Annotated in this window: 22 protein-coding genes; 13 read left to right on the top strand and 9 right to left on the bottom strand. The window is 73.7% G+C overall.

Going from position 1 to position 22328, the window contains the following annotated elements; all coding sequences use genetic code 11:
- Positions 1-99: 99 nt before the first annotated feature.
- Positions 100-1020 carry a hypothetical protein gene (locus PGN05_RS14815; RefSeq protein WP_419753320.1) on the bottom strand — a complete coding sequence of 307 codons (921 nt, stop codon included), beginning with the start codon at positions 1018-1020 and terminating at the stop codon, positions 100-102.
- A 555-nt stretch (positions 1021-1575) separates the two neighbouring features.
- On the opposite strand from PGN05_RS14815, the gene PGN05_RS14810 reads away from it, so the two are divergent.
- On the top strand, positions 1576-2103 hold the full coding sequence (locus PGN05_RS14810) for a hypothetical protein (RefSeq protein ID WP_419753319.1): 528 nt from the start codon (positions 1576-1578) through the stop codon (positions 2101-2103).
- Between the two features lie 167 nt (positions 2104-2270).
- Here PGN05_RS14810 and PGN05_RS14805 read toward each other — a convergent pair whose 3' ends face one another.
- Positions 2271-2642: a hypothetical protein gene (locus PGN05_RS14805; RefSeq protein ID WP_419753318.1), complete on the bottom strand. Its 372-nt coding sequence runs from the start codon at positions 2640-2642 to the stop codon at positions 2271-2273.
- Positions 2643-2723: 81 nt separating this feature from the next.
- Between PGN05_RS14805 and PGN05_RS14800 the strand changes: the two genes are divergently transcribed.
- From PGN05_RS14800 to PGN05_RS14790, 3 genes are read left to right on the top strand one after another with little or no spacing between them, the layout of a single operon-like run.
- A complete protein-coding gene (locus PGN05_RS14800; RefSeq protein ID WP_419753317.1) occupies positions 2724-3851 on the top strand; it encodes a glycosyltransferase family 4 protein in 1128 nt (375 codons plus the stop codon).
- The gene (locus tag PGN05_RS14795) at positions 3848-4951 is read left to right on the top strand and encodes a glycosyltransferase (protein WP_419753316.1); all 1104 of its coding nucleotides are present in this window, start codon (positions 3848-3850) and stop codon (positions 4949-4951) included. The genes PGN05_RS14800 and PGN05_RS14795 overlap by 4 nt, the downstream gene beginning before the upstream one ends.
- The gene (locus PGN05_RS14790) at positions 4948-5679 is read left to right on the top strand and encodes an SGNH/GDSL hydrolase family protein (protein WP_419753315.1); all 732 of its coding nucleotides are present in this window, start codon (positions 4948-4950) and stop codon (positions 5677-5679) included. Before PGN05_RS14795 ends, PGN05_RS14790 begins: the two co-directional genes overlap by 4 nt.
- Here PGN05_RS14790 and PGN05_RS14785 read toward each other — a convergent pair.
- Positions 5656-6636 (bottom strand): patatin-like phospholipase family protein, encoded by a 981-nt coding sequence (locus tag PGN05_RS14785; RefSeq protein WP_419753314.1) that lies wholly within the window; start codon positions 6634-6636, stop codon positions 5656-5658. The two genes, PGN05_RS14790 and PGN05_RS14785, sit on opposite strands and share 24 nt — an antisense overlap.
- A gap of 183 nt (positions 6637-6819) precedes the next feature.
- Here PGN05_RS14785 and PGN05_RS14780 point away from each other — a divergent pair, with 183 nt between their 5' ends.
- From PGN05_RS14780 to PGN05_RS14740, 9 genes are all read left to right on the top strand, one after another.
- Positions 6820-8220 (top strand): FAD-binding oxidoreductase, encoded by a 1401-nt coding sequence (locus PGN05_RS14780; protein ID WP_419753313.1) that lies wholly within the window; start codon positions 6820-6822, stop codon positions 8218-8220.
- A gap of 290 nt (positions 8221-8510) precedes the next feature.
- Positions 8511-9128, top strand: coding sequence for a hypothetical protein (locus PGN05_RS14775; protein ID WP_419753312.1), 618 nt, complete (start codon positions 8511-8513; stop codon positions 9126-9128).
- 94 nt (positions 9129-9222) lie between these two features.
- Positions 9223-9855, top strand: coding sequence for a GNAT family N-acetyltransferase (locus PGN05_RS14770; protein WP_419753311.1), 633 nt, complete (start codon positions 9223-9225; stop codon positions 9853-9855).
- Between the two features lie 178 nt (positions 9856-10033).
- Entirely contained in the window at positions 10034-10948 is a 915-nt protein-coding gene (locus PGN05_RS14765; protein WP_419753310.1) for an NAD-dependent epimerase/dehydratase family protein, read from the top strand.
- A 17-nt stretch (positions 10949-10965) separates the two neighbouring features.
- The gene (locus tag PGN05_RS14760; RefSeq protein ID WP_419753309.1) at positions 10966-11883 is read left to right on the top strand and encodes an RNA polymerase sigma-70 factor; all 918 of its coding nucleotides are present in this window, start codon (positions 10966-10968) and stop codon (positions 11881-11883) included.
- Positions 11884-11911: 28 nt separating this feature from the next.
- A complete protein-coding gene (locus PGN05_RS14755; protein ID WP_419753308.1) occupies positions 11912-13048 on the top strand; it encodes a glycosyltransferase in 1137 nt (378 codons plus the stop codon).
- A gap of 398 nt (positions 13049-13446) precedes the next feature.
- Positions 13447-13593 carry a hypothetical protein gene (locus tag PGN05_RS14750; RefSeq protein ID WP_419753307.1) on the top strand — a complete coding sequence of 49 codons (147 nt, stop codon included), beginning with the start codon at positions 13447-13449 and terminating at the stop codon, positions 13591-13593.
- 58 nt (positions 13594-13651) lie between these two features.
- Entirely contained in the window at positions 13652-14713 is a 1062-nt protein-coding gene (locus PGN05_RS14745) for a hypothetical protein (protein WP_419753306.1), read from the top strand.
- Entirely contained in the window at positions 14710-15309 is a 600-nt protein-coding gene (locus tag PGN05_RS14740; protein WP_419753305.1) for a hypothetical protein, read from the top strand. Before PGN05_RS14745 ends, PGN05_RS14740 begins: the two co-directional genes overlap by 4 nt.
- Positions 15310-15673: 364 nt before the next feature.
- Here the strand turns inward: PGN05_RS14740 and PGN05_RS14735 are convergent, their stop codons facing one another.
- The 6 genes from PGN05_RS14735 to PGN05_RS14710 form a co-directional block, all read right to left on the bottom strand.
- Complete coding sequence (locus PGN05_RS14735; protein WP_419753304.1) at positions 15674-15910, bottom strand: helix-turn-helix domain-containing protein; 237 nt, start codon at positions 15908-15910, stop codon at positions 15674-15676.
- Positions 15911-16159: 249 nt separating this feature from the next.
- Positions 16160-16849 carry a DUF4097 family beta strand repeat-containing protein gene (locus tag PGN05_RS14730; RefSeq protein WP_419753303.1) on the bottom strand — a complete coding sequence of 230 codons (690 nt, stop codon included), beginning with the start codon at positions 16847-16849 and terminating at the stop codon, positions 16160-16162.
- Positions 16850-16987: 138 nt separating this feature from the next.
- Positions 16988-17863, bottom strand: a complete 876-nt coding sequence (locus tag PGN05_RS14725) for a CPBP family intramembrane glutamic endopeptidase (protein WP_419753302.1) — start codon at positions 17861-17863, stop codon at positions 16988-16990.
- Positions 17864-17925: 62 nt separating this feature from the next.
- Entirely contained in the window at positions 17926-18138 is a 213-nt protein-coding gene (locus PGN05_RS14720; RefSeq protein ID WP_419753301.1) for a hypothetical protein, read from the bottom strand.
- 99 nt (positions 18139-18237) lie between these two features.
- A complete protein-coding gene (locus PGN05_RS14715) occupies positions 18238-20541 on the bottom strand; it encodes a LuxR C-terminal-related transcriptional regulator (protein ID WP_419753300.1) in 2304 nt (767 codons plus the stop codon).
- Positions 20542-21440: 899 nt separating this feature from the next.
- The gene (locus tag PGN05_RS14710) at positions 21441-22262 is read right to left on the bottom strand and encodes an SDR family oxidoreductase (protein ID WP_419753299.1); all 822 of its coding nucleotides are present in this window, start codon (positions 22260-22262) and stop codon (positions 21441-21443) included.
- Positions 22263-22328: the final 66 nt, after the last annotated feature.

Raw genomic sequence — 22328 nt, 5'->3', positions numbered from 1 at the left:
CGGGACGTGGAGCGACACCACCGCAGGTCCTGCGACACCAGCGGGCGAAGCGTCGGATCCGGCTCGGAGGTGGGCCGTACCGCCGGCGCAGGGACCGGCTCAGGGCAGCAGGTCGCGTAGCGGTGGCTTGGCCCGCCAGGCCTCCACCAGCGGGGTCAGGCCGTCGAGCAGCCCGGGCAACTCGGCGTCCAGCGGCAGGACGGCGAGCAGTTGCAGGTCCCGTCCACGCTCGGCGACGGCGGTCAGCGCCTCGTCCAGCGGCGGCAGCCCCAGCCGCTCGGCCTCGGCGACGTATCCCGTCCGCACGGCCGGTGGGGCCCCGGCGAGGTCCCACTCGCGCAGCCCGAGGTGCACGTGCTCGAGGTCGGAGGCCACCGGTCCGGTGGCGGTGGGAAGGAGGTTGTAGAACGGCGCGTCCCCGTGCACCGGCTGGAGGTGCGCACCCGGGAAGGCGGCTGAGAACGCGGCCCGGTCCTCGGCCAGGGGGCGGAGCAGCGTCCACTCGGCGCGCGCCCGCTCGACGTCCTCGTGCGGCAGGAAGGCGGCCAGCTGGTCGATCCCGTCGGCGACAGACGCGTCCAGCGGAAACCACCAGGCCAGCTGCAACGGGCAGCCGGCCAGCTCCGCGTGCAGCCGCGCAGTCGCGGACCCCTGCTGCTCAGCGGGCACCGGCTCGGCCGCCACCTCGACGAGCACCCACGCGGTCATCGCCTGCTCCCCGTGCACCCACGGCCGGGCCGCTGCCGGGCGCACCACCGGGAAGCCCCGGTCGGTCAGCCAGCCGGCGACGGCGAGTTCGGTCTCCATCTGCGCCACCTGACCGGCGGGGTCGGCGCGGACGGTGCGGGGCAACACAGTGGGCACCCGCACCACCACTGGTGCCGGTGCGAGGTGCACGACGACGGAGAAGACGTCGTAGAGCACCCGCGGCTCGATGACGTCGAGGCCTGCCTCCCGCCCCGCAGCGACCGCGGCCGCGACGGCCCGCGCTCGGCGGGAGGCGATGTCTCCTGAGCTCACCTCTCGACCTTGGCAGATCGAGCCCGCCGGTGTCCCGGCTCGATGCCGCCTGGTCGACCTCGATGCCGCCTGGTCGACGGAGCGGGGAGAGGGGCGCAGCGCTGACGAGCGCGGAGCCGGGAAGTCATCAGTGGTGACCGGCTGGATGAGGTGGGAGCACTCCCGTCTCGACTGTGTCCCTCCATCCGGCGTGGACCAGGCACCTGCCCATCCCGCGACCCCGGACGGGCCCGGGACGTCGAGGCTCATCAGGTCGAGGTCCGGCAGCCGGACCGCGGCACGTCGGCGATCGCCGTCCGGGCGCGGCCGGAGCGAGCGCCCGGAGCACTCGGAGCACTCGGGCGGCGCGGTCACGGTGTCGCCGCCGAGCAGGACGCGGGGATCCACTGACGACTCCGTGGCCGAGCCGATGGCGTAGCCGGTGATCCACGCCCACCCGAGGCCGATCGGCGAGTTCCTCCGGGCCTCGCCGGCTGTGTGCCCGGGCCGCTCCTGTCGTTCACGTGCTGGGGCCAGCCTGGGACCTCCTGAAGGACCGAGCGCAGGAGGACTCCCATGACCGGCCCGACCAGCACCACCACGCCGAACGAGCGGACCCGCGCCGCGAAGGAGGACACCGACGACGCAGCCGTCACCCGACCGGTCGAGGACGGCGCGCCGCCGGCGGTGTCGCGGCGCGACACCGAGGACCTCGCCACCTCCCAGGAGGAGGTGACCCGGCGCGCCCGTGAGCTCGTCGCCTGGGACCTGGTCGCTTCCGCGACCACCGGTGGGGCAGACGACGAGCGCGGCCGCCGGCTGCTGACCGCGGCCCGTGCGGACCTGCTCGCCGAACTCCGCAGCCAGGAGCAGGAGCGGGCCCGCCGGCAGCTGGCGCAGGCCACGCGCAGCAGCGAGGACGCCGTCGCCGGCCTCGTCCAGGGCATCACCACGATCGTCCGCAGCGTCGTGCCCGCGGTGCTCGTCCGCCCCGAGGACGTCATCGAAGCCACGTTCGCGCTCGCCGACCAGGGCCTGCGGGTGGGCCGCCGGCTCGCTCTCACCGTGACCAGCGGGGTCCGGAGCCTGGCGGACGCGGCCTGAGAGGCGGCCCGGTGGCGGCCGGGGCTCGTCCCCGGTCGCCGCCGGGTGCACCCAGGCCCTCGGGTGACCGCCGGTGTCGGTCCGCCGGGGGCTCGTCGCGCAGGCAGTCCAGCCGGACGGTGCGTTCGAGGAAGCACGCCTGAAACCGGTCGCGGGCCGGCTCCTCGTCACGAGGCACGGGTGCCATCCGGTGGCCGGCCGCCGGTGGTGGCGCCGACGGGTCCGGCCGCCCCGTCGCTCCGGTTGGGGAGGTCGTCCAGGAGAGCGCGCACCCGGCGGTCCAGTTCGTCGCGCCGTACCCGGACCTCCTCGAGAGGCCGGCCTGCGGGATCGGGGAGGGCCCGGTCCACGTACCGGGCCCCGGTGGTGTCCGGGCGGTCCTCGGCGGCGCCCGTGTTCACCACGACGTCCGCCGTGCGGATGAGCGCGTCGGGCGGCGGCTCGGGGTGGGGCTCGACGAAGGTGCCGCCCAGCTCGGCGAGCGACTGGACCGCGACCGGGGGGCGCGCCCCGTCGACCGTCGCCATCGTCCTGCGCATCGCCATCTCTTCGCCTCAGGTTCAGCCGACCCACCCCGCCGCGCCCACGGGAGGCCCCCGGCCGGCGTGCAGGCTGCTGCCGTGCGTGTGGCGATCGTCAGCGAGTCCTTCCTCCCGCAGGTCAACGGCGTCACCAACTCCGTCCTGCGGATCTGCGAACAGCTCTCCTCCCACGGCCACGAGGCGCTGGTCATCGCGCCGGGACCCGGTCCGACTGCCTGGCGCGGAGTGCCCGTCGTCCGTTCACCGTCCTGCCCTGTGCCGGGGTACAAGGACTTCCGCGTCGCCCTCCCGTTCTCGGCCATGCTCCCGACGCTGCGGGCGTTCGAGCCCGACGTCGTGCACCTGGCGTCCCCGGCGGTGCTGGGCGCACAGGGCGCGTCGGCAGCGACGCAGCTGGGCGTCCCGTGCGTGGCCGTGTACCAGACCGATCTCGCGGCCTACGCCGGCCGCTACGGGGTGGGGATCGCCGAGGCGGCGGTCTGGCGGCGGCTGGGCAGGGTGCACGCGGCCGCCGCGCGGACCCTGGCCCCCAGCCGGGCGGCGGCCGAGCAGCTCCAGGCCCACGGCATCGAACGCGTCGTCCGCTGGGGCCGAGGGGTGGACCTCGAGCGCTTCGGTCCCCGCCGGCGCGACCGGTCCCTGCGGCAGGAGTGGTCGCCCGACGGGCAGACGGTGATCGGCTACGTGGGGCGGTTGGCGCACGAGAAGGAGCTGGGCCTGCTCGCCGCCGTCCAGGACCTGCCCGGGGTCCGGCTGGTCGTGGTGGGGGACGGTCCCCAGCGGCGCGCGCTGGAGCGCCGGCTCGACCGGGCCCTGTTCACGGGCCTCCTGACCGGCGACCGGTTGGCGGCCGCCTTCGCCTCTCTCGACGTGTTCGTGCACACCGGCTCGCACGAGACCTTCTGCCAGGCCGCTCAGGAGGCGCTGGCCAGCGGGGTGCCCGTCGTGGCGCCCGCGGCCGGCGGCCTGCTCGACCTGGTGCAGCCCGGGGTCAACGGCCTGCTCTTCGCACCGGGGTCCGCGGCCGGCCTCGCCGACTGCGTGCGCACCCTGCAGGACCGGCCGGACCTGCGCCGGCACATGGGGGAGCAGGCCAGGAAGTCGGTCATGGGCCGCACCTGGGCGGCCGTGGGGGAGGAGCTCGTGCAGCACTACCGCGATGTCGTCGCCGGCGCCCGGACGTCGCCCGACCGGGCCGTGGCGTGAGGATCGTCCAGGTCGCCAACTTCGTGACGCCCACGTCGGGCGGGCTGCGCACCACGCTGCGCCACCTGGCCGAGGGCTACACCGGCTCCGGCCACGAGGTCGTGCAGGTCCTGCCCGGGGCCGCGGACGACGACGTCGCGACCCGGTGGGGCCGGCAGGTGACGCTGCGCTCCCCAGCCCTGCGGGGCACCGGCTACCGCGTGCTGGTGGACCGCGGCGGTGTCCGGCGGATCCTGGAGCGGGTCGCCCCCGACGTCCTGGAGGTGCACGACCGGACGACGTTGCGCGGCCTGGGACGGTGGGCCCGCGCTCGGGGTGTGCCGTCGCTCGTCGTCAGTCACGAGCGGCTGGACCGCTGGCTCGCCCAGTGGCTGCCCGGGCTGCTGCCGCTGGACGCGCTGGCCGACCGGTCCAACGCCGCGCTCGCCCGCGACTTCGACGCCGTCGTGTGCACCACCGCGTGGGCCGCTGCGGAGTTCCGCCGGGTGGCCGCGCCCCGGGTGGAGATCGTCCCCCTGGCCGTCGACGCGGCAGCCTTCCCCTTCCGACCCGCGCTGCCCGCCGGACGGCAGGACGTCGTCCTCGTCATGGCCAGCCGGTTGTCCCGGGAGAAGCGCCCCCAGGTCGCGATCGGCACCGTACGAGAGCTACGCCGCCGCGGGGTGCCGGTCCGGCTGACCGTCGCCGGGGACGGACCGCTCCGAGCACGGCTGCGATCAGCCGCGAGCGACCTGCCGGTCGAGTGGCTGGGCTTCGTCCCCGACCGCGCCGGCCTCGCCGCCGTGCTCGCGGACGCCGATGTCGCGCTCGCTCCCGGCCCGATCGAGACCTTCGGCCTGGCCGCGCTCGAGGCCCTCGCGTGCGGAACGCCGGTCGTGGCGGACGCGCGCTCCGCGCTCCCCGGCGTGATCGGCCGCCACGCCGGACGGTCGGCCGTCGGGGGTCCCCGCTCGTTCGCCGACGCCGTGGAGGACCTGCTCGAAGTGCCGCAGGAGGTCCGCCGCGCGGCGGCCCGGGCACGCGCCGAGCAGTTCTCGTGGGCGGCCACCGTGGAGGGGTTCCTCGGTGTCCACACGCGGACCCTGGCCGGTGTGCCGTGACGGTCGTCGCAGCGCTCGGTGACAGCTTCACCTGCGGCGAGGGCGTCGGTGTCCGGGTGCACCCCGCGGACACCTGGGTCGCCCTGCTCGCCGCTGCCCTGCCCGGCGGCCGCCTGGTGCGACTGGCGGTCCCCGGGGCCCGGGTCGCCGACGTCCGGACCGCCCAGGTCCCGCGCCTCCCGGGCGGCACGGACGTCGCCACCCTCCTGATCGGCCTCAACGACGTCGCCCGGTCCGGCTTCGACGCGGCCACCGTCGGTGCCGACCTGCTCGCCACCGTGACCGAGCTGCGAGGCCGGGCCGAGGACGTGCTGCTGGCCCGCCTGCACGACGCCGCCACGCTCCTCCCGCTGCCGGCCCGGGTGGCGCAGGCGACCCGGTCGCGGATCGCCCAGGTCAACGCCGCTGTCGACGAGGCGGCCCGGTGGCCAGGAGTGCACGTGCTCGACCTCCGTCAGGTCCCGGCACTCGCCCGGCCAGGCGGGTGGGCCCTCGACCGCATCCACCCCAGCCCGGCCGGCCACCGCGGGATGGCCGCAGCCGCGATCGACGTCCTGCGCGGAGCGGGACGCACGCCCACGCGTCCCATCGGCCAGGTGGTCGTCCCGCGGGGCCCCTCGCGCCGAGCCCGCGCGCGCTGGGCGCTCCGGCACGGCCTGCCCTACGGGATCGGGCACCTCCGCGAGATCGGCTCTCCGGTCGCCTCAGCGGTGCTCGGTCGCCGATGACCCGGCCCAGGACTGTCCGGCGAGCCAGCGCTCCGTCACCGCCCGGCCGGCCCGCAGCAGGTCCGCCGTCCGGCTGACGTCGCGCGGCCCGGTCGGCAGGGTCTCCAGCAGGCCAGCGGCCCACGCATCGGCGACGTGCGGGACCACGTGCACCCGGGGATCGTCCAGTGCCTCCCGCACGGCACTGCGGTTCGCCGCGGCGCGCGCCACGGTGAAGGCCCGCAGCACGGCGTCGAGCGCACCGATGCTGCTCTCCTCCGGCGCCACGTAGGCGGGCAGGCCCGGCTCGATCGGGATGCCGCAGGCCTGGCCGGCGAGCACGTCGGAGGCGGCCGCGCAGACGTCCACCCGGCCGGTGACCGGCGCCAGCCCGCAGTCGATCACCAGGATCCGGTCCTCCGGCGCCGCCATCTCCAGCGCGGCGGAGATCGGGACACCGTCGAGGATGCCGCCGTCGACGTGCAGGTGACCGTCCGCCAGCTGCACCGGCCGGAAGAGCCCCGGCAGCGCGCAGCTGGCCAGCACCACGTCGGCCAGGTCACCCGTGTCGTGGCGCCGGGCGGTGCCGCAGTCCAGGCACGTCGTCGTCACCGTCACCGGCACGGCCAGGGCGGACAGGTCCCCGGTGGGCACGTGCCGCTCGATCAACCGTCGCAGCGGACGGGCATCGAGGAGGGCGCCGCCGGGGCGCACGGACCGCGTGAGGCCACGGAGGCGCGCCGGCCAGCCGGGCCGCAGGACACCCACCATCGACGGCTCGTCCCAGATGCGGGTCAACTCCTGGGCCCGCGCCAGGTCCGGCTGCACGGCCAGGAAGACGGCGTTCAGCGCCCCCACGGAGCTGCCGTGCACGACGTCCACCGGCAGGCCGGACTCGAGCAGCCCCAGGAGGGCCCCCACCTGGTAGGCACCCATCGCCGCACCACCGCCGAGGACCAGGTGAGTGCACGGGCGCATCCCGTCATGCTGCCCACAGGAGGGACACCGAGGCCAGCGGAGGTCTGGTCGCGGACACGGATGCGCCGCGGAAGGACCTCTGGCCGTGTCCGGTGCTCCCGCCCCGCCCCTAGCCTCGACGCCGCAGTCCGTGCGCTCCCGGACCGCGGGTGCGCGCCCACCCGAGTGGACGAGGGAGCAGCCATGACCGAGGCACTGTCGACGCTGGCCGGCCGGGTGGCCGGCACGGTCATCCGTCCGGGACATCCTGAGTACGAAGCGGCGCGTCGGGTCTACAACGGGATGGTCGACGCGCGGCCTGCGGCCATCGTCCGCTGCGCGACGGAGGACGACGTGGTCGCGGTGGTGCGGCTGGCTGGCGAGCAGCGGATGGACCTCGCCGTCCGTGGGGGCGGGCACAGCGTGCCGGGGTTCGGCACCGCGGACGGAGCGATCGTCGCGGACCTCTCGCCGATGCAGACCGTGGTCGTCGACGATGCCCAGCGCACCGCGACCGCCGGCGGCGGCACCACGTGGGGCCGCTTCAACGACGTCACCGCCGCCCACGGGTTGGCGACCACCGGGGGGATCCTCTCGACCACGGGCATCGCCGGGCTGACCCTCGGGGGCGGCATCGGTTACCTCGGCCGGGCGCACGGCCTCTCGTGCGACAACCTGCTGTCGGCGCGTGTGGTCACCGCCGACGGCACGCGGCTGACGGCCAGCGAGGACGAGCACCCCGACCTGTTCTGGGCGCTGCGCGGCGGCGGCGGCAACTTCGGCGTGGTCACCGACTTCACGTACCGCCTGCACCCGGTCGGCGAGGTGCTCGTCGGGCTCATGTTCTTCGAGCTGACCGACGGGCCGGCCATCTACCGGTTCTTCGACGACATGCTCGACGAGGCTCCACGGGAGTACGGCGGTTATCCGTCCGTGCACCTGGCTGCGCCGCTGCCGTTCATCCCCGAGGACCGTGTCGGGCAGCCGTTCGCTGTGGTCATCTCCTGCTGGACCGGGGACCTCGAGGAGGGCGAGCGGTTCTACGACCGGTTCCGCCAGGTGGCCACCCCGGCCGCCGAGATGGTGGCGCCGATGCCGTACCCGGCGCTGAACGCGCTCTTCGACCCGCTGCTGCCACCCGGCCTCCAGCACTACTGGAAGAACGCCTTCGTCTCCGAGCTCACCGATGACCTGATCGCGGCGCACATGGAGATGGGCGCCCGCATGCCGGCGATCACCTGCGCCATGCACATGTACACGATGGACGGCGCCGTGCACGATGTGCCCTCCGACGCGACGGCCTTCGGCCACCGAGACGCCCGTTACGTGATCAACATCGCCGGCATGTGGCCGGATCCCGCCGAGAACGAGGACAACATCGCCTGGGTGCGGGACTACTACGCGGCGATCGCGCCGCACTCGCAGACGGGCGGCTACGTCAACTTCGCCTCGCCCGACGACCAGCAGAAGGCGCCGGACAACTACGGCGCCAACCATCGGCGGCTGACCGAGGTCAAGCGCCGCTACGACCCGGGGAACCTGTTCCACCTGAACCAGAACATCGAGCCCTCGCCGGTGCCGCCGCCGCGAGCGGATCAGGGCTGACGGGTCGCTCCGTCTCGGCCGGAGGGCAGCCGGATGACGGCCAGGGTGTCGCCGTCCTCCGCAGGTCCGACCGTGTCCGTGTCCGCGCCGACCCCCGGAGCCCCGGTGTGGACACCGACACCGGCGGTTCTGTCCCTCACCGTCCGCAGTCACCCGGCCGGGCGGGTGCACCGGCTCGCCCGGAACGGCCGGCGGGCCACTCCGCCCGCGCACGGCGGGCGACGCCGGTGGGACTCTCGGGTTCCGACGCAGCCCTCCCCTCCTGTGCGTCGGGGGCCAGGTGATCGCCGATGTCCATGTCGCGGAGCGTCTCCGGGGCAGCCGCCTTCCGCCGCCGCACGCTCGTCGCCCTGGCCTGTCTCCTGCTGCCCGGGTGTGCTTCCGCGGCGCCGACCGGGGAAGCGCAGGTCCCGGCAGGCGCGGCGGCCGACTGGCTGAACAGGGCGTACACGGTGACCTGCGACGGCATCGTCCCCGACGGCTTCCGGGCGACCGTGGTCGACGGGGGAGCGCGGGTCCCTGCGGACAGCAGCCGCCCTCCGCACTACGAGTACTACGACATCCGGGTCACGGCCACGGCCGGCGGCGACGTGGACGGCGACGGTGCACCCGACGCCGCCGTCCTGCTGGACTGCTCGCCGCAGCCGTCCAACGGCGTCGTCCAGGAGGTCCAGATCTTCTCGTCGACCGGTCGACCGCTGGGCGCCCTCCCCAGCCCGTTCACCCTGCAGACGGGCGTGCAACCGCCGCCGGTGTACGACGCAGCGGGGTTGTCGGTCCAGGACGGGGAGATCGTGGCGGCGATGACGGCCTACGGGCCGGACGACTCCCACGCCACCGGGCCCTCCGTGCCCCTCACCGTGCGCTGGCGCTTCGACGGACGGGAGTTCGTGCGGGCCTCGCCGTGACGCGCCCCGCCGAGGTGGTCCTCGCGTCGCGGCGGGCCCGTCGGACGACGCCGGGTTCCGTTGTCTGGCGAGGCGACAGGGGCGATCGTGGTGCATGGCGTCGCATCCGTCGTTCGAGCAGTCGGAGCGCGTTGCCGACGGGAGCGTCCCCGCCGACATCGTGCGGCGTCCGTGCGCGGCGCGCGGCCCTGCGCCCGCCCGGGGTGGTGCGCGGTCGGAGCAGGAGCCGACTGCCGGGGACACGAAGCGGTGGAGCGCGAGGTCTCCAGGCATCCACCTCCGGGAGATCACCGACGACAACCGCGAGGCAGTCCGCGCGCTGCGCGTCCGAGGCCGCCAGAAGCGGTTCGTCGCCTCGGTGTCCCGCTCTCTCCGCGACGCCACCCACGCGCCGAGGGCCAATCCGTGGTCCCGGGCCGTGTACAGCGGCGACGAGCCGGTCGGCTTCGTGATGCTGTCCTGGAAGCCGCGGAAGGGACCGTACCGGGGGCGCCACTTCCTGTGGCGGCTGCTCGTCGACAAGCGGCACCAGGGGCGCGGGGTCGGCCGAGCGGTGCTGGCGCAGATCGTCGACCTGGTGCGAGCCGATGGCGGCACGGAGCTGCTGACGAGCTACGAGCTCGGCGAGGGAGGACCGTGGCCCTTCTACCAGCGGCTGGGCTTCCAGCCCACCGGTGAGATCGACGACGGCGAGATCGTCCTGCGGCTCGCCCTGCCCGCCCCGTGAGCCGGGGACCGCACCGCTCCGCGGCGCACCCCGCCGCCCGTCGATGACCTGAGCCCCGCAGTCTGGGGGAGGCGACGTCGGAAGACGTCCGCGGTGCGGCCGCAACGCCAGAGGCACGTCACAGGATGCCGCGCTGTCTCGTCTCCATCCCGACCACGGCACACGAAGGGAGCTGACGATGCGAGTGTTGGTGGCGGGTGGAAGCGGGGTCATCGGTCGCGGTGTGGTGTCCGCACTCGTCGCGCGGGGCCACCAGGTGAGCGCAACGACCACGGACCCCGTCAAGCTGGGGCTCCTGCAGCGGCTCGGCGCCGAGGGGCGCGTCATGAACGGACTGGACCCGCTGTCGGTCGGGGAGGTGGTCGCGGAGGTCAAGCCGGACGTCATCGTCAACCAGATGACCGGTCTCTCCGCACGACATGCGGGCAAGGCCAACCCGCGAAGGCCCGACGAGTTCTTCGCGGCTACGAACCGGCTCCGTGCCGAGGGGATCGAACACCTGCTGGACGCCGCCGACGCAGCCGGCGTGCGACGGGTCGTGACCCAGAGCCACGGCAGCTTCAACGGGGCGCGGGAAGGCGGGTGGGTCAAGACGGAGGACGATCCCCTCGAGATGACCGAGGGGACCACGGCGGTCGCCCACCTGGAGCAGGTCGTCACCGAAGCCGGCGGGGTCGCCCTGCGTTACGGCGCCTTCTACGGGGCGGGCGCCAACGACGAACAGATCGCTCTGTTGCGCAAGCGCCTGCTCCCGATCGTGGGAGGGGGCACCGGGTACACCTCACTGGTCCACGTGGACGACGCGGCCAGTGCGACCGTCCTGGCGGTGGAGCAGGACGTCACGGGCGTCTACAACATCGTGGACGACGAGCCGGCGCCGTTCTCGGAGTGGCTCCCCTTCCTCGCCGAGTGCGCCGGAGCCAAGCCGCCCCTGCGGATCCCGGCGTGGCTCGCACGCGTGCTGGCCGGCGACATGGCGGTCGGCATGATGACGGAGGGCCGCGGCTTCTCCAACGCCAAGGCGAAGCGCGAGCTGGGCTGGGTGTTGCGCTACCCGTCGTGGCGTCAGGGCTTCAGGGCAGACCTGGCGTGACAGCGGAGGGGGGTGTCGTGAGCCGGACCGAGGAGTTCGAGGAGCTCCGGCCCCTGCTCTTCTCCATCTCCTACCGCCTGCTCGGCAGCGTGGCCGAGGCGGAGGACGCGGTGCAGGAAGCCTGGTTGCGCTATGAGACGACCCCGACGCGGCCCAGGTCACCCAAGGCCTTCCTCTCCGCGGTGGTCACCAGGATCTCGATCGACGTGCTCCGGTCGGCGCGCGTGCGGCGCGAGCAGTACGTGGGGGAGTGGTTGCCCGAGCCCCTGCTCACCGATCCGTTCCAGGACCCGGCGCGGTCCGCGGAGCTGGCGGACTCTCTGTCCATGGCGGCACTGTTGCTGCTCGAACGGCTGTCGCCCCTCGAGCGCGCGGTGTTCGTGCTGCGGGAGGTCTTCGCCTACGACTTCGCCGACGTCGCCGCTGCGGTGGGTCGGTCGGAGGCCGCCTGTCGCCAGCTGCTGGTGAGGGCCCGGGACCACATGCACAGCGGAGGACCGCGGTTCGAGGTGGACCGCCAGGCACGGGACGTACTCGCGGCCCGGTTCTTCGACGCGATCCGCGACGGCGACGTCGACGGCCTGCGGGCAGTGCTTGCCGCGGACGTCCAGCTGGTGGGTGACGCCGGCGGCAAGGCCCCCGCCCTGAGTCGCGCCGTGGTGGGCGCGGACAAGGTCGCCCGCCTGCTCGCGGCGATCTTCGCCGACCTCGCGCGGGTCGGCGCGACGCTCGAACGCTGCGAGGTGAACGGTCAGCCCGGCGCGATCCTCCGGGACCGGAAGGGCAGGGTGGCCTTCACGTTCGTACTGGACCTGCTGGGCGGTCAGGTCCAGACCGTCCGATCGGTCGGCAACCCCGACAAACTCCGACACCTGGGCCCGGTAGCTGACGCCTGGGCCCTCCACCGGGAGGTGAAGGAGGCTCGTAGCCGCTGAGCGCTCACACGGATGCGGGAGTCCCGAGATGCGCGTGTTGTTGTCCACGTACGGGTCACGCGGGGACGTCGAGCCGATGGTCGCGCTCGCGGTGCAGTTGCAGGCGCTCGGCGCGGAGGTGCGGATGTGCGCACCTCCCGACGAGGAGTTCACGGAGCTGCTGGCCCGCGAGTGCGTGTCGCCGGTGCCGTTCGACCGGCCCTGGCGCTCGTGGCACCGGCCGCCGACCGCCGCCGAACGCCAGCAGCGCGTGGCTGACTTCATCGCCGCGCAGTACGGCACCGTGACCGAGGCGGCCTCGGGTTGCGACGTGATCGTGGCGACCGCCATGTCGCAGTTCGTCGCGCCGAGCGTCGCCGAGAGGTCGGGTGTCGCGTACCGCTGCGTGCTCTTCTGCCCGGACGTCCTGGATGGCCTGGACGGCCAAAGTCTCGACGACGTGTTCAGTGCGCCGATCAACACCCACCGCGCCTCGATGGGTCTGCCCCCGGTGCGGAACGTCGGCGAGCTCGTGTTCACCGCTCAGCCGTTCCTGGCGGCCGACCCGACCCTGGGCCCCTGGCGCGGGCCGGGAGGCTTCGATGTCCGGCAGACGGGTGCGTGGATCCTGCCCGACGAACGCCCACTGCCGACCGACCTGCTCACGTTCCTGGCCGCCGGCGAACCGCCCGTCTACCTGGGGTTCGGCAGCATGCGGACCCTGCGGCCGGACGGCGCGCGCGCGGCCGTCGAGGCGATCCGTGCGCAGGACCGACGGGTGCTGGTGAACCGTGGTTGGGCGGGCCTGACCCCGGTCGGCGACCAGGACGACTGCCTCGTCATCGGGGAGGCCAACCACCAGCAGCTGTTCGGCCGGGTGGCAGCCGTCGTGCACCACGGCGGTGCGGGCACGACGACCGCGGCCGCCCGGGCCGGTGCGCCGCAGGTGGTGGTGCCCCAGGGGGGCGACCAGTTCTACTGGGCCCGGCGGGTGGCCGAACTCGGCATCGGTGCCGCCCACGACGGTCCGGTGCCGACCGTCCAGTCCCTCTCGGTCGCGCTTGGAACGGCGCTGACGACTGAGACGCGCGCTCGGGCGACTGCGATGGCAGGTGAGATCGGCACCGACGGGGCGAGGGACGCCGCGGAGCTGCTGCTGGCCGAGGCTGCGACCGAACGGCCCTGAGCGCCTGGGTCACGAGGCTCCGTTCCGCGCTCGGCAGGGCGGGGTCGTCCGTGACCATCGACCGGGCTGGCGGCCCGGGCTGGATGTCACAGGGATCCCACCTCGCCCGTCTGAGAGCACGAACGCGAGGCCCGCGCCGTCACGGGTGAGCACTCCGCGACGGCCCCGACGGCAGGACCCGTCCCGCTCCGCACCTGCTGCACGTCGACCACGTCGTGCCGGGAGGGGACCTCGAGGAGGAACCATGGACATCACCCTGCGGATCGCGGCCGGCCTACTGGCCCTGGTGGCCCTCATCGGCGGCGTCACCAAGACCTTCGTCCCCAAGGAGAAGCTGCAGCACCACGAGGGAGCGGCATGGACGCGGAATGCCAGTCCCGCGTTCGTCAAGACCCTCGGTGTGCTGGGTCGCCCTGATGGTCGGGGCGATGATCACCCACGGGCGTCTCGGCCAGTACAGGCTGGTGCTGGTGAACGCCGCCTACGTGCTGCTCGCCGTCTTCATCGCGGTCGGCCGGTTCGGCCCCGAGTCCTTCGTCGCCTGACGCGTACCCCGGTCGAGCACCCGATCCGCGACTCCCGGGCACCAGCGCCCTCGGGGCGGTGGCGGTCGACGAGCTCGCGCCGGACCGGTACCGCGGGCCGGACTTCGTATCGAAGAGGAGGTGGATCGTGCGTCTTCGCATCGAGGCGGTCGCTCTCGGACTCGTGGTCCTCGCGGCCGTGCCGTACATCGCGCTCAAGCTGTCGTGGCTGAACGGAGCCAGTATCGGCGTGGAAGACCGAACGGCTCTCACCGAGCTGCACGGCACCCGGATGGTCGTCGGCAACAACGTCACGATCGTCCTGGAGCTGTCGGCCATCGGGCTGGCTCTGGCGCTGGCTTCCGCGTGGGGACGACGTGTCCCTGCGTGGATCATGCTCGGCTTGGGGGCGGGTGCCACCGGGCTGCTGGCTCCGGTACTGCTCGGGCTGCCGCTCGGGAGCGTCGTCCAGCTCGCCGTGGAGGGCGACGTGCGCACCGGCGGGATGGACCACCTGAGGCCATGGGTGTTCGCCACGGTCTACGGCGGCTTCGGGTTGATGGCCGTCGGCATCGCGGTGCTCGCCTCGCGCCATGCCGTGGCTCGGTGGAGCGCCGTCCTGGACCGCAGCCCGGATCCGCCGCCGGCCTGGGTCGTCGTCGCCGGCGGGCTCGGCCTCGTGCCGTTCGGTGCGGCGATGCTCTGGTGGGGCACTTTCGGTCCTGGAGAGGGTGGCCCGCAGGCCATGGACGCCTTGGTGCAACGGACGACGCTCGTCGTGACCGGTCTGATGGCTCTCGGAGGCTTCGTCGCGCCGCTCGTGCGAGAGATCTCCGGACGACGGCCACGCCTGACGTGGCTCTCCATCTGGCTCGGCTGCACCACGGCCGCCGTGCAATCTCCGGCCCAGGTACTGCTCGCCGACGGTGGGCACCCCACGACCGCAGTCGTGCTCACAGCGGTCCTGGCCGTCCCCGGAGGCGCTCTCTACGGCCTGTCGATGCTCCGGGCGACGACTCGCCCGCCCCGGCCTTCGACCGGTGTCGCGACGGCGCCACTCCCGCAGCCGTGCACCTCTCGCGCAGCGGCGTCCGGCAGGTGTGGATCTCGGCGCGACCGACGCACGCGGAGGGCCCCATGACTGAGACCACCGGCACGGCCGAGGCCGGGCAGGCCGTCGGGCCACGCCCACCCACCCCGCCCGGCCCGTTCCTGGTCGCTCTCGGCCTGCTGGTGGCCCTGTGGTGCGCCGGGTTCGCCGCGATCAGCGTCTGGTTCGAACTCGCGGACCACTTCGGGGTAGGTCGGTACACCGACGAGGCGACGGCTCTCTCGGTGGCGAACTGGTTCGTGGCGGTCCTCAAGCTGGTCGGCGCCGCGGTGGCCCTGCTGGCGGTCAGCCGTACGCCCCGATTCCTGGGCCCCAGGATGGTCGGCGCGTTGCTGTGGGCTGCGTTCGCCACCCTCGCGGTGTACGTCATCGGCAGCATGATCCAGGCGGTGGTCATGCTGACCGGCGTCGCCGGCGATGCCCAGCAGATCGACGTCTCAGCCGCCGCTTACCTGCTCGCGTTCGTGCCGGCGGCCATCGGGTTCGGCGTCCTCGCGACCTCGTACGCCCGCCGGGCCCGGCTGGGTGCGCGCGTCATGCTGATCGGGGTCTGCGGCGCGCCCGTCGTCCTGGGCGGCGTCCTGGTCATCCTGCCGGCGATCCTCAGGGCCCTGGGCCTTCTCTAGGCCCTCGTCGGCTGGGACGTGCCCGCTCGAGGCGACGCCACGGTGGCGGCCAGGGAGTGGGCGGAGTCCCACTTCGAAGTGTCCGAGGGGGGGACTTGAACTCCCGTAGGGGAGCCGGCATCCAGATGCGTTGAGGCTCTCTGAGCAGCACATTCGTCCTCGGCCGATGGCGCCGACGACCCCTCACACACGTCCGAGAACCGCCAGGTGCGCCGCTTGCGGTATCGCGCGGTATCACGAGGCCCCGGCCTCGACGGCGGGGGCCAGCGGGGAAGTCCCCGCTTTGCATGACGCGGCGCCGCCGACCCAGGCCTTCCGCCGCGGGTACCCCGGACGACCCATCGTGCCCCGGCGGGTCCGCCGGCTACCGGTCGTCGGAGCCGGCGCCGTGTGCCTCGGTGAGGGCGTCGTCGACTCGGACACCCAGGGCGGCGAGCAGGGGGAGCCGGGGGATCAGCACCCGACGTCCGAGCCGTAGAGCCGGCAGGTCCCCGTTCTCGATGGCGCGAGTCACGGTGCGCACGTCGACGTCGAAGACCGATGCCGCCTGCGCGAGGGTGACGACAGCGGATCGGCTGGACAGGAGGTCGTCGGGATCCACCGCACCTCCTGGTGGCCGAGCTCACCGAGCAGCCAGGTCCACTCGCGACACGTCGGCGTGACGGGGACCCGGACCTCGACGCGGCGCTCGACGACCTCGACCGCGGAGAGACCCGAGGCTCCGGCCCGGGGGGCTGCTCCCAGGCTCGGTGCCGGCAGGTGGCGGAACACCACGTGGGAATCGGACCTCGACGTCGCGACGCGATCGGCCCGCCGCACCAGCCACAGGTCGTGGCGGCCTCCGCGTGCATCAGTCGTCGAGCTGGCGCACCTGCACTGCGCCGGCGCTGGATCGTGCGGTGATCGTCTGGGAGGCCTCAGGGTCGGTCGGCACGTTGACCGCCACGTCGCCCGCGCTGCTGTCGGCGCGCACGCGGTAGGACGAGCGGGGCACCGCGATGTCGATACCGCCCGCGGACGTGCTCACCGCCAGCATCTCGGGTGCGACGCGGTCGACGATGGTGACCGCGCCCGCGCTGCTGCGTGCGTCGACGCGCCGGCTCGCGACGGTCGCCTCGATGCTCCCTGCCGACGTCTGGAGCACCACGTCGCCGGCGACGTCGGTGAGCGTGATGGCGCCTGCTCGGGTCTCAGCGGTCAGTCCGGCCGTGAGTCCGTCGGCGTCGATGGCGCCGGCTCTCGACCTCACGGTGACGGGGATCCCCGCGGGGACGTCGAGGACGTGCCTGGCCGAACACCTGATGACGAGGATCGTCGGGCCGCACCTGCTCGCCACCCGGAAGACGCCTCGGTCGGCGGACGTCGTGACGTCGGGCCGGCGGCCGAGGCTCCACTCGCGCGTGGTGGTGAGCGTCACCTCGTCCGCGCTCGTGGCCCGGAGCGAGATCGCCCCGGCGTCGGCGTCGATCCCGATGGCGGTGATCGCCTCGTCGAAGGTCTGGACCTGGCGGTCGCTGCTGCGAGAGAGGAGCCCTGCCACCGTCACGACGACCGTGGCGGCGAGCAGTACGACGGCGCCCCTGCGGATCGCCCGCGAGGGCTTCGTGCCTGCCCCGGTGGGGGCGGGCCGTGGTGGCGCTTGCGGCGAGGCGGTCATGGTTCTTCTCCCTGTCCGTGGTCAGGCGACGGCGATGGTGGCGAAGACGACGAGGTCGACCGCGATGTGCATGACCACCGGCCACCCCAGGCCCCTGGTGGCCACCATCGCGCGGCCCAGCAGCAGTCCGAGGAGGGCGGACATGACGACGCCCTCGATCCCTGACGGGATGCTGCCGGCGTAGTGGCCGAGTCCGAACCAGACCGCGGTCATGGCGACGGCGTGGCCGGGGCCGACCGCGCCCACCAGCCTCGACAGCGGGCCGGCGCGGTGGATGACCTCTTCGCCGAAGGCGTTGAAGGCGGCACAGACGAGGATGAGCGGAGCGGCTTCCAGCAGCCGGGCGCCGTCGCCGGCATCGAAGACGCCGTCGGCGACCAACACGCCGGCGAAGAGGCCGAACAGCAGCACGGCGGCTACCGGTCCGACCACTGCCCAGGACAGCGGCCGCCGCCTCCCCGGGAGCCTGATCGAACTCGGGGCGCGCAGATCCCCCGACGAAACGAACGTCGTCTGTCGGGATCCCGCCGTCCGCGCCAGGACGATGGCCATGATGACGGCGGCGGCGAAGAAGACCGCCTTGCTCCCGAACGCCTGGACCAGTTCGGAGCGGCCGTCGAGGGGGAGCCACCCACCGACCAGCGGCAGCACGATCCCGATCAGCGCGACCACAGCCAGCAGCACCGCGGCGTACGGCAGCAGGGACCGGGCGCGTGACCATGACGCGCAGACCGCGACGAGCACGACCGCGGAGCCCAGCCACAGCCCGTCGACGGCCGCCTCGGAGAGGCCGAGGGCTTGGGCGATGAGGACGTGGGGCGCCTGGCTGACGGCCACGGTGCCGGTCCAGGCGATGATGACGGTGCCGGCGGCGCGCCGGCGCGACTCCTCAGGCACGACGACGGCGGCTCCTCGCCATCGCTGGTCATGAGGCTTCCGCTCGGTCGTGGGTGACATGGTCAGCCCTCCTCGGGTCGGGTCAGGGGTTGGACGCTGACCAGAGCCGTGCCGCAGTCGCGCAGCATGACGAGCACACCGTCCAGATGGCTCTGGTCGATCACCGGGAGCTCGATCGTGGTGACGGCGCCGGTGTGGGTGATCCGTGCGTCCTCGATCAGTGGCATGCGTGCCACATCGACGACCCCGCGGAGCACGATCCGGTACGGCGTCACCTCGGTCCTCCCCCGGCTGGCGGTGTGCGAGGAGACGGTCGCCCGAGTCGGGGGGGTGGCGCACCACCCCGCGTCGAAACCCCCCGGGGGGGGCGGGGATCAGATCAGGCCGAGTTCGCGACCGCGGGCGACGGCGTCAGCCCGGGTGCGCACGTCGAGTTTCCGGTAGAGGGCCTTCGCGTAGCCCTTGACCGTGTTGAGTGACAGGTACAACTCACCAGCGAGCTGTCGCAGCGACAGGGTGCCCTGGAGCGCCCGCAGGATCGAGAGCTCCCGCTCGGTCAGCTCCTCGACCAGTGTCCCGTCGTGGCGTGCGGTCCGCTGGGCGCTGCGGCCGAGCAGCTGCTCGGCGGCGGCGAGCTTGGCCATGGTGTCGGGAGGTGCGCCGACGTCGGCGACCAGCTCCTGGGCCTCGAGCAGCAGCGTCCGGGCATCGGCAGGACGGCGCTCGAGCCGCTCGACCTCCGCGAGACCCACCAGCGCGTCGCACAGCGGCGCGGCGACGCCGAACACGCGGCCGGCCGCCACGGCACGCTCGAGCTGCGCGCGCGCCTCCGGGAGGTCTCCGCGCAGCCGGGCGAGCTGCCCGGCGACGCTGCGCACGGTCAGCGTTGCTGCCGCGAAGGCGTCGCCGGCGGAAGCCTCCATGGCCTCCAGCCGAGGTAACCACCCGTCGAGCAGCGCCCGGGCGCCGTCGACGTCGCCGTTCTCCAGTCGAGCACCGCCCAGCAGGCCGACCGTGACCAACGAGCCGGTCGGCAGGAGGTCGAGCTGCGGGGACAACGCCGACTCCAATGCCGGAATCGCGTCGGCGAGGTCGCCGCCGGCGAGGTGGGCCAGCCCCAACGCGGCTCGCGCGACGAAGAACCCGGGACGGTGGGGATCGTCTTCCCGGTCGGCGGCCAGGCGCGCCCATCGGCGCAGCTGATCGGCGTCGGTGACGTAGAGGAAGCACACCCGCAACGCCGCCGCGGCCGCCACCGTGGAGCGCCAGCCGGGTGGCGGTGGCACCTCCTGGTCGTCGATGTCCCCGACCAGGGCGATCAGCTGCCGGCCGCGCTCGTGGCGCCCGCCGAGGCTGTTCGCCCAAGCCAGCGTGACGGCCAGCCGCGCGTCGGCCGCGACCAGGTCGGCGGGCAGCTCGTCCCCGAACCGGATGTAGGAGCCCACGGCGCCACGGCTCAGGAACGTGCGAAGCGAGCCCATCAACAGCCCGGCCGCCCGGTCGTGGTGCCCGCCCGCGAGCAGGTGGCCGACGGCTGACTCCTCGTCCCCCTGGGCGCAGAACCACGACGCGGCGCGCGCGTGCAACTCGGAGATCGCTGCCGCCGGGAGCCGCTGATCGAGCCGCTGCCGCAGCACCTGTGCCACCAGAGCGTGCAGCCGGAACCACACGCCCCGGTGGTCACCGGGGGTCAGGGGTAGCCCGGAGCGCTCGAGCCGCCGCAGCCATCCCGGCTCGACGGTGGTGCCGAGGACCGCCTCGCACAGCGGGTCGGACAGTCGTCCGAGGACGGCGGTGCGGACCAGGCGGTCCTCGTCCTGCGCGTCGAGGTCCGCCAGCACCTCGCTGAGCAGCAGCTCGGCCAGATCCCGGTGGTCGTCGGGAAGCCGTCGCAGCTGGTCCTGCGGATCGTCGCTGCCCCGCACCGCGACTCCGGCGAGGTGCACGGCGACCGGCCAACCCTCCGTTCGCGCCGCCAGCTCGGCGGCCAAGTCGTCGCCGATCTCAACGCCGAGCGACGCGCCCAGCAGCGCGGCGACCTCGCGGACGGCGAGACGCAGGTCGGCGGCGCGCAGCTCGGTCAGCTGGCCGCGTCCACGCAGCCGCGGCAAGGGCAGCGGCGGGTCGTGATGTGTCGACAGCACCACTCGCAGCGACGATGGCAGGTAGGTGAGGAAGAACTCCAGCGCCTCGTGGATGCGCGGGTCCGAGATGGCGTGGTAGTCGTCGAGTACCAGCACGGCGCGCTCGTCCGACGCCGCCAGGTCGTTGAGCAGCGCGGGGATGGCGGTGGAGACCGGATCCGCACCCGGGACCAGCAGACCGCCTGCGGCGACCTCGCCGACGTGCGGCAGAACCGAGCGCACGGCGGCGACGACGTAGCGCCAGAACCGCCCCGGTTCGTCGTCACCGCCGTCCAGCGACAGCCACGCCACCGGGCGCTTCTCGCGCGGGTCATGCAACCAGTCGGCGAGGAGGCTCGTCTTGCCCCACCCGACGGGCGCGCAGATCAGCGTCAGCGGCGTCGCGGCGTTGTCCACCAGACGGCGGACGAGATGCGGGCGGGCGACCGGCGGGCTGGCCCCGGGCGGGGCCAGCTTGACCACGAGCAGACCCTGCGTGGTGTCAACGGGCGACCCGGCGTCGCCCACCACGTCGGCTCGCGCACCCGCGCCCATGCCGCCTCCGCTCTCCGTCGGTCGAGGGCGCTGCTGGTGACGGCAACCCTATTCCGACGGCATGCGACTGTCCCGACCCCGATCCGCCGGTCGGTGTTCTCGGTTGTCCCGCTGCCGCCGGGATGACGTCGCTGGACCAACGGCTCCACTGGCGGGGTGGTCGGTGGCCTGGGGACGGCGGGTTCGGGGCCAGCGGTCGTGGTCTGCCACGGCACGTCGTGGTCCTCCGCTCTGTGGAGGCCTTCGCCGATGCTCCGAGCCGCGACCTCACCGTCTGCCTCTGGGACATGCCCGGCTACGGACTGTCCTCGAACGAGCCGGCACACGCCGCGGACCTGGGCATCCAGGGCGACTTGTTCGCCGATCTGCTCGCAACGTGGTGCCACGACGCGCCGCACGTGGTGGCACACGACTCTCCGTGGTGCCGTCTCGCCGCGAGCCCATCTAGGGCACGGCATCGGTCGTATCGCTGTTCTCGGTGGACGCCGTGGCGGCGCGCCCGTGGGAGTCTCCGTTCTTCACCTGGTCGAGGACCATGCCGATGTCTTCGCTCGACTACCGGAAGCCCTCCCAGGGGGATTGCTACGGGCCGAGCTGGGTCGCCGACGCGAGTCCTCGGGGTCTGACCGAGGCGCAGCTCGACGAGTTGACGGCCCCGTGGCTGACCGAGCAGGGCCGCCCGGCCTCCTATCGCCGGATCGCCGAGGCGGACGAACGCTCTACCGACGATTCAGCGGGCCGGCTCCAGGACATCCGGGAACCGGTCCCCAAGCATCCGAATCGGGCACGCACCGCTAGTCACGGGCGGCGCGGGGGCGGCCGAGTCCAGGCCCCGAGCCGCCCCGCGCCGCCCCGTGACTTGGAGGGCAGTACGGCGGCGGCGCTTGATGACGACGTCGTCAGGCCGCGTCGCGCACGAGCTTCGGGGCCGTGGTCGAGCCCAGGCGCGCGGCGAGGAAGTCCTCCCAGGTTCGGCGGCCGACTGCGCGCTCCGGGGCGAGGTTGGCTCCGGCCCGGTAGGCCTTCGCGGCCTTGCCCGGCGTCGGCATCGGCAGCAGCGGCCGGCGCTTGCCCGCGGCCGTCAGATACCCGCGCATGAGCTGGGTCATCTCGTACACGCGCGGCCCGCCCATGTCCGGCACCCGGCCGGCCGGCGTGCCGAGCGCCAGCTCGACGAGGCGGTCGGCCACCTCCCCGGCGTCGATGGGCTGCATCCGCCAGCCGGCCGGAACGGGCATCACCGGCATCTTGGCCATCTGCTGCGCCATCAGCAGGACCAGGTCGTGGAACTGCGTCGCGCGCAGCGTCGTCCAGGGCACGCCGGAGGAGGCCAGGACGCGTTCCGCGGCCGCCTTCTCACCGAGGTAGCCGAACATCGCACGGTCGATACCGCTGGCGATCGGCACCCGGTCGGCGCCGACGACCGAGATGAACACGATGTGCCGCGTGCCGGCCCGCGCCGCGGCCCGGGCCAGGTGGCGCATCTTGGCCTCGTCGCCCTTGGCGGTGCCGGCCAGGTGCACGACCGTTTCGACGCCCGTCACTGCGGCGGCGGCCCCCTCGCCGGTCGCCAGGTCCCCGGTCACGAACTCGACGCCATCCCCGTCCTCGTGCCTGCCCCGGCTGAGCACGCGGACGGCTTGTCCGGCGTCCTGCAGCCGCGGTACGACGAACCTCCCCAGCGTGCCGGTTCCGCCGGTGACCAAGATCGGTGCTGCCATGGGTTCCTCCTGGGTCGATGTGTCCCCGTCACATCCGTTCTCCGTGGCGGGTCACCTCTGTGACAC

Source organism: Geodermatophilus sp. CPCC 206100, assembly GCF_048569675.1.
Lineage (GTDB): Bacteria > Actinomycetota > Actinomycetes > Mycobacteriales > Geodermatophilaceae > Geodermatophilus.
Note: the sequence above shows the minus strand (reverse complement) of the source record. Positions and strands in the feature narration are given on the sequence as shown.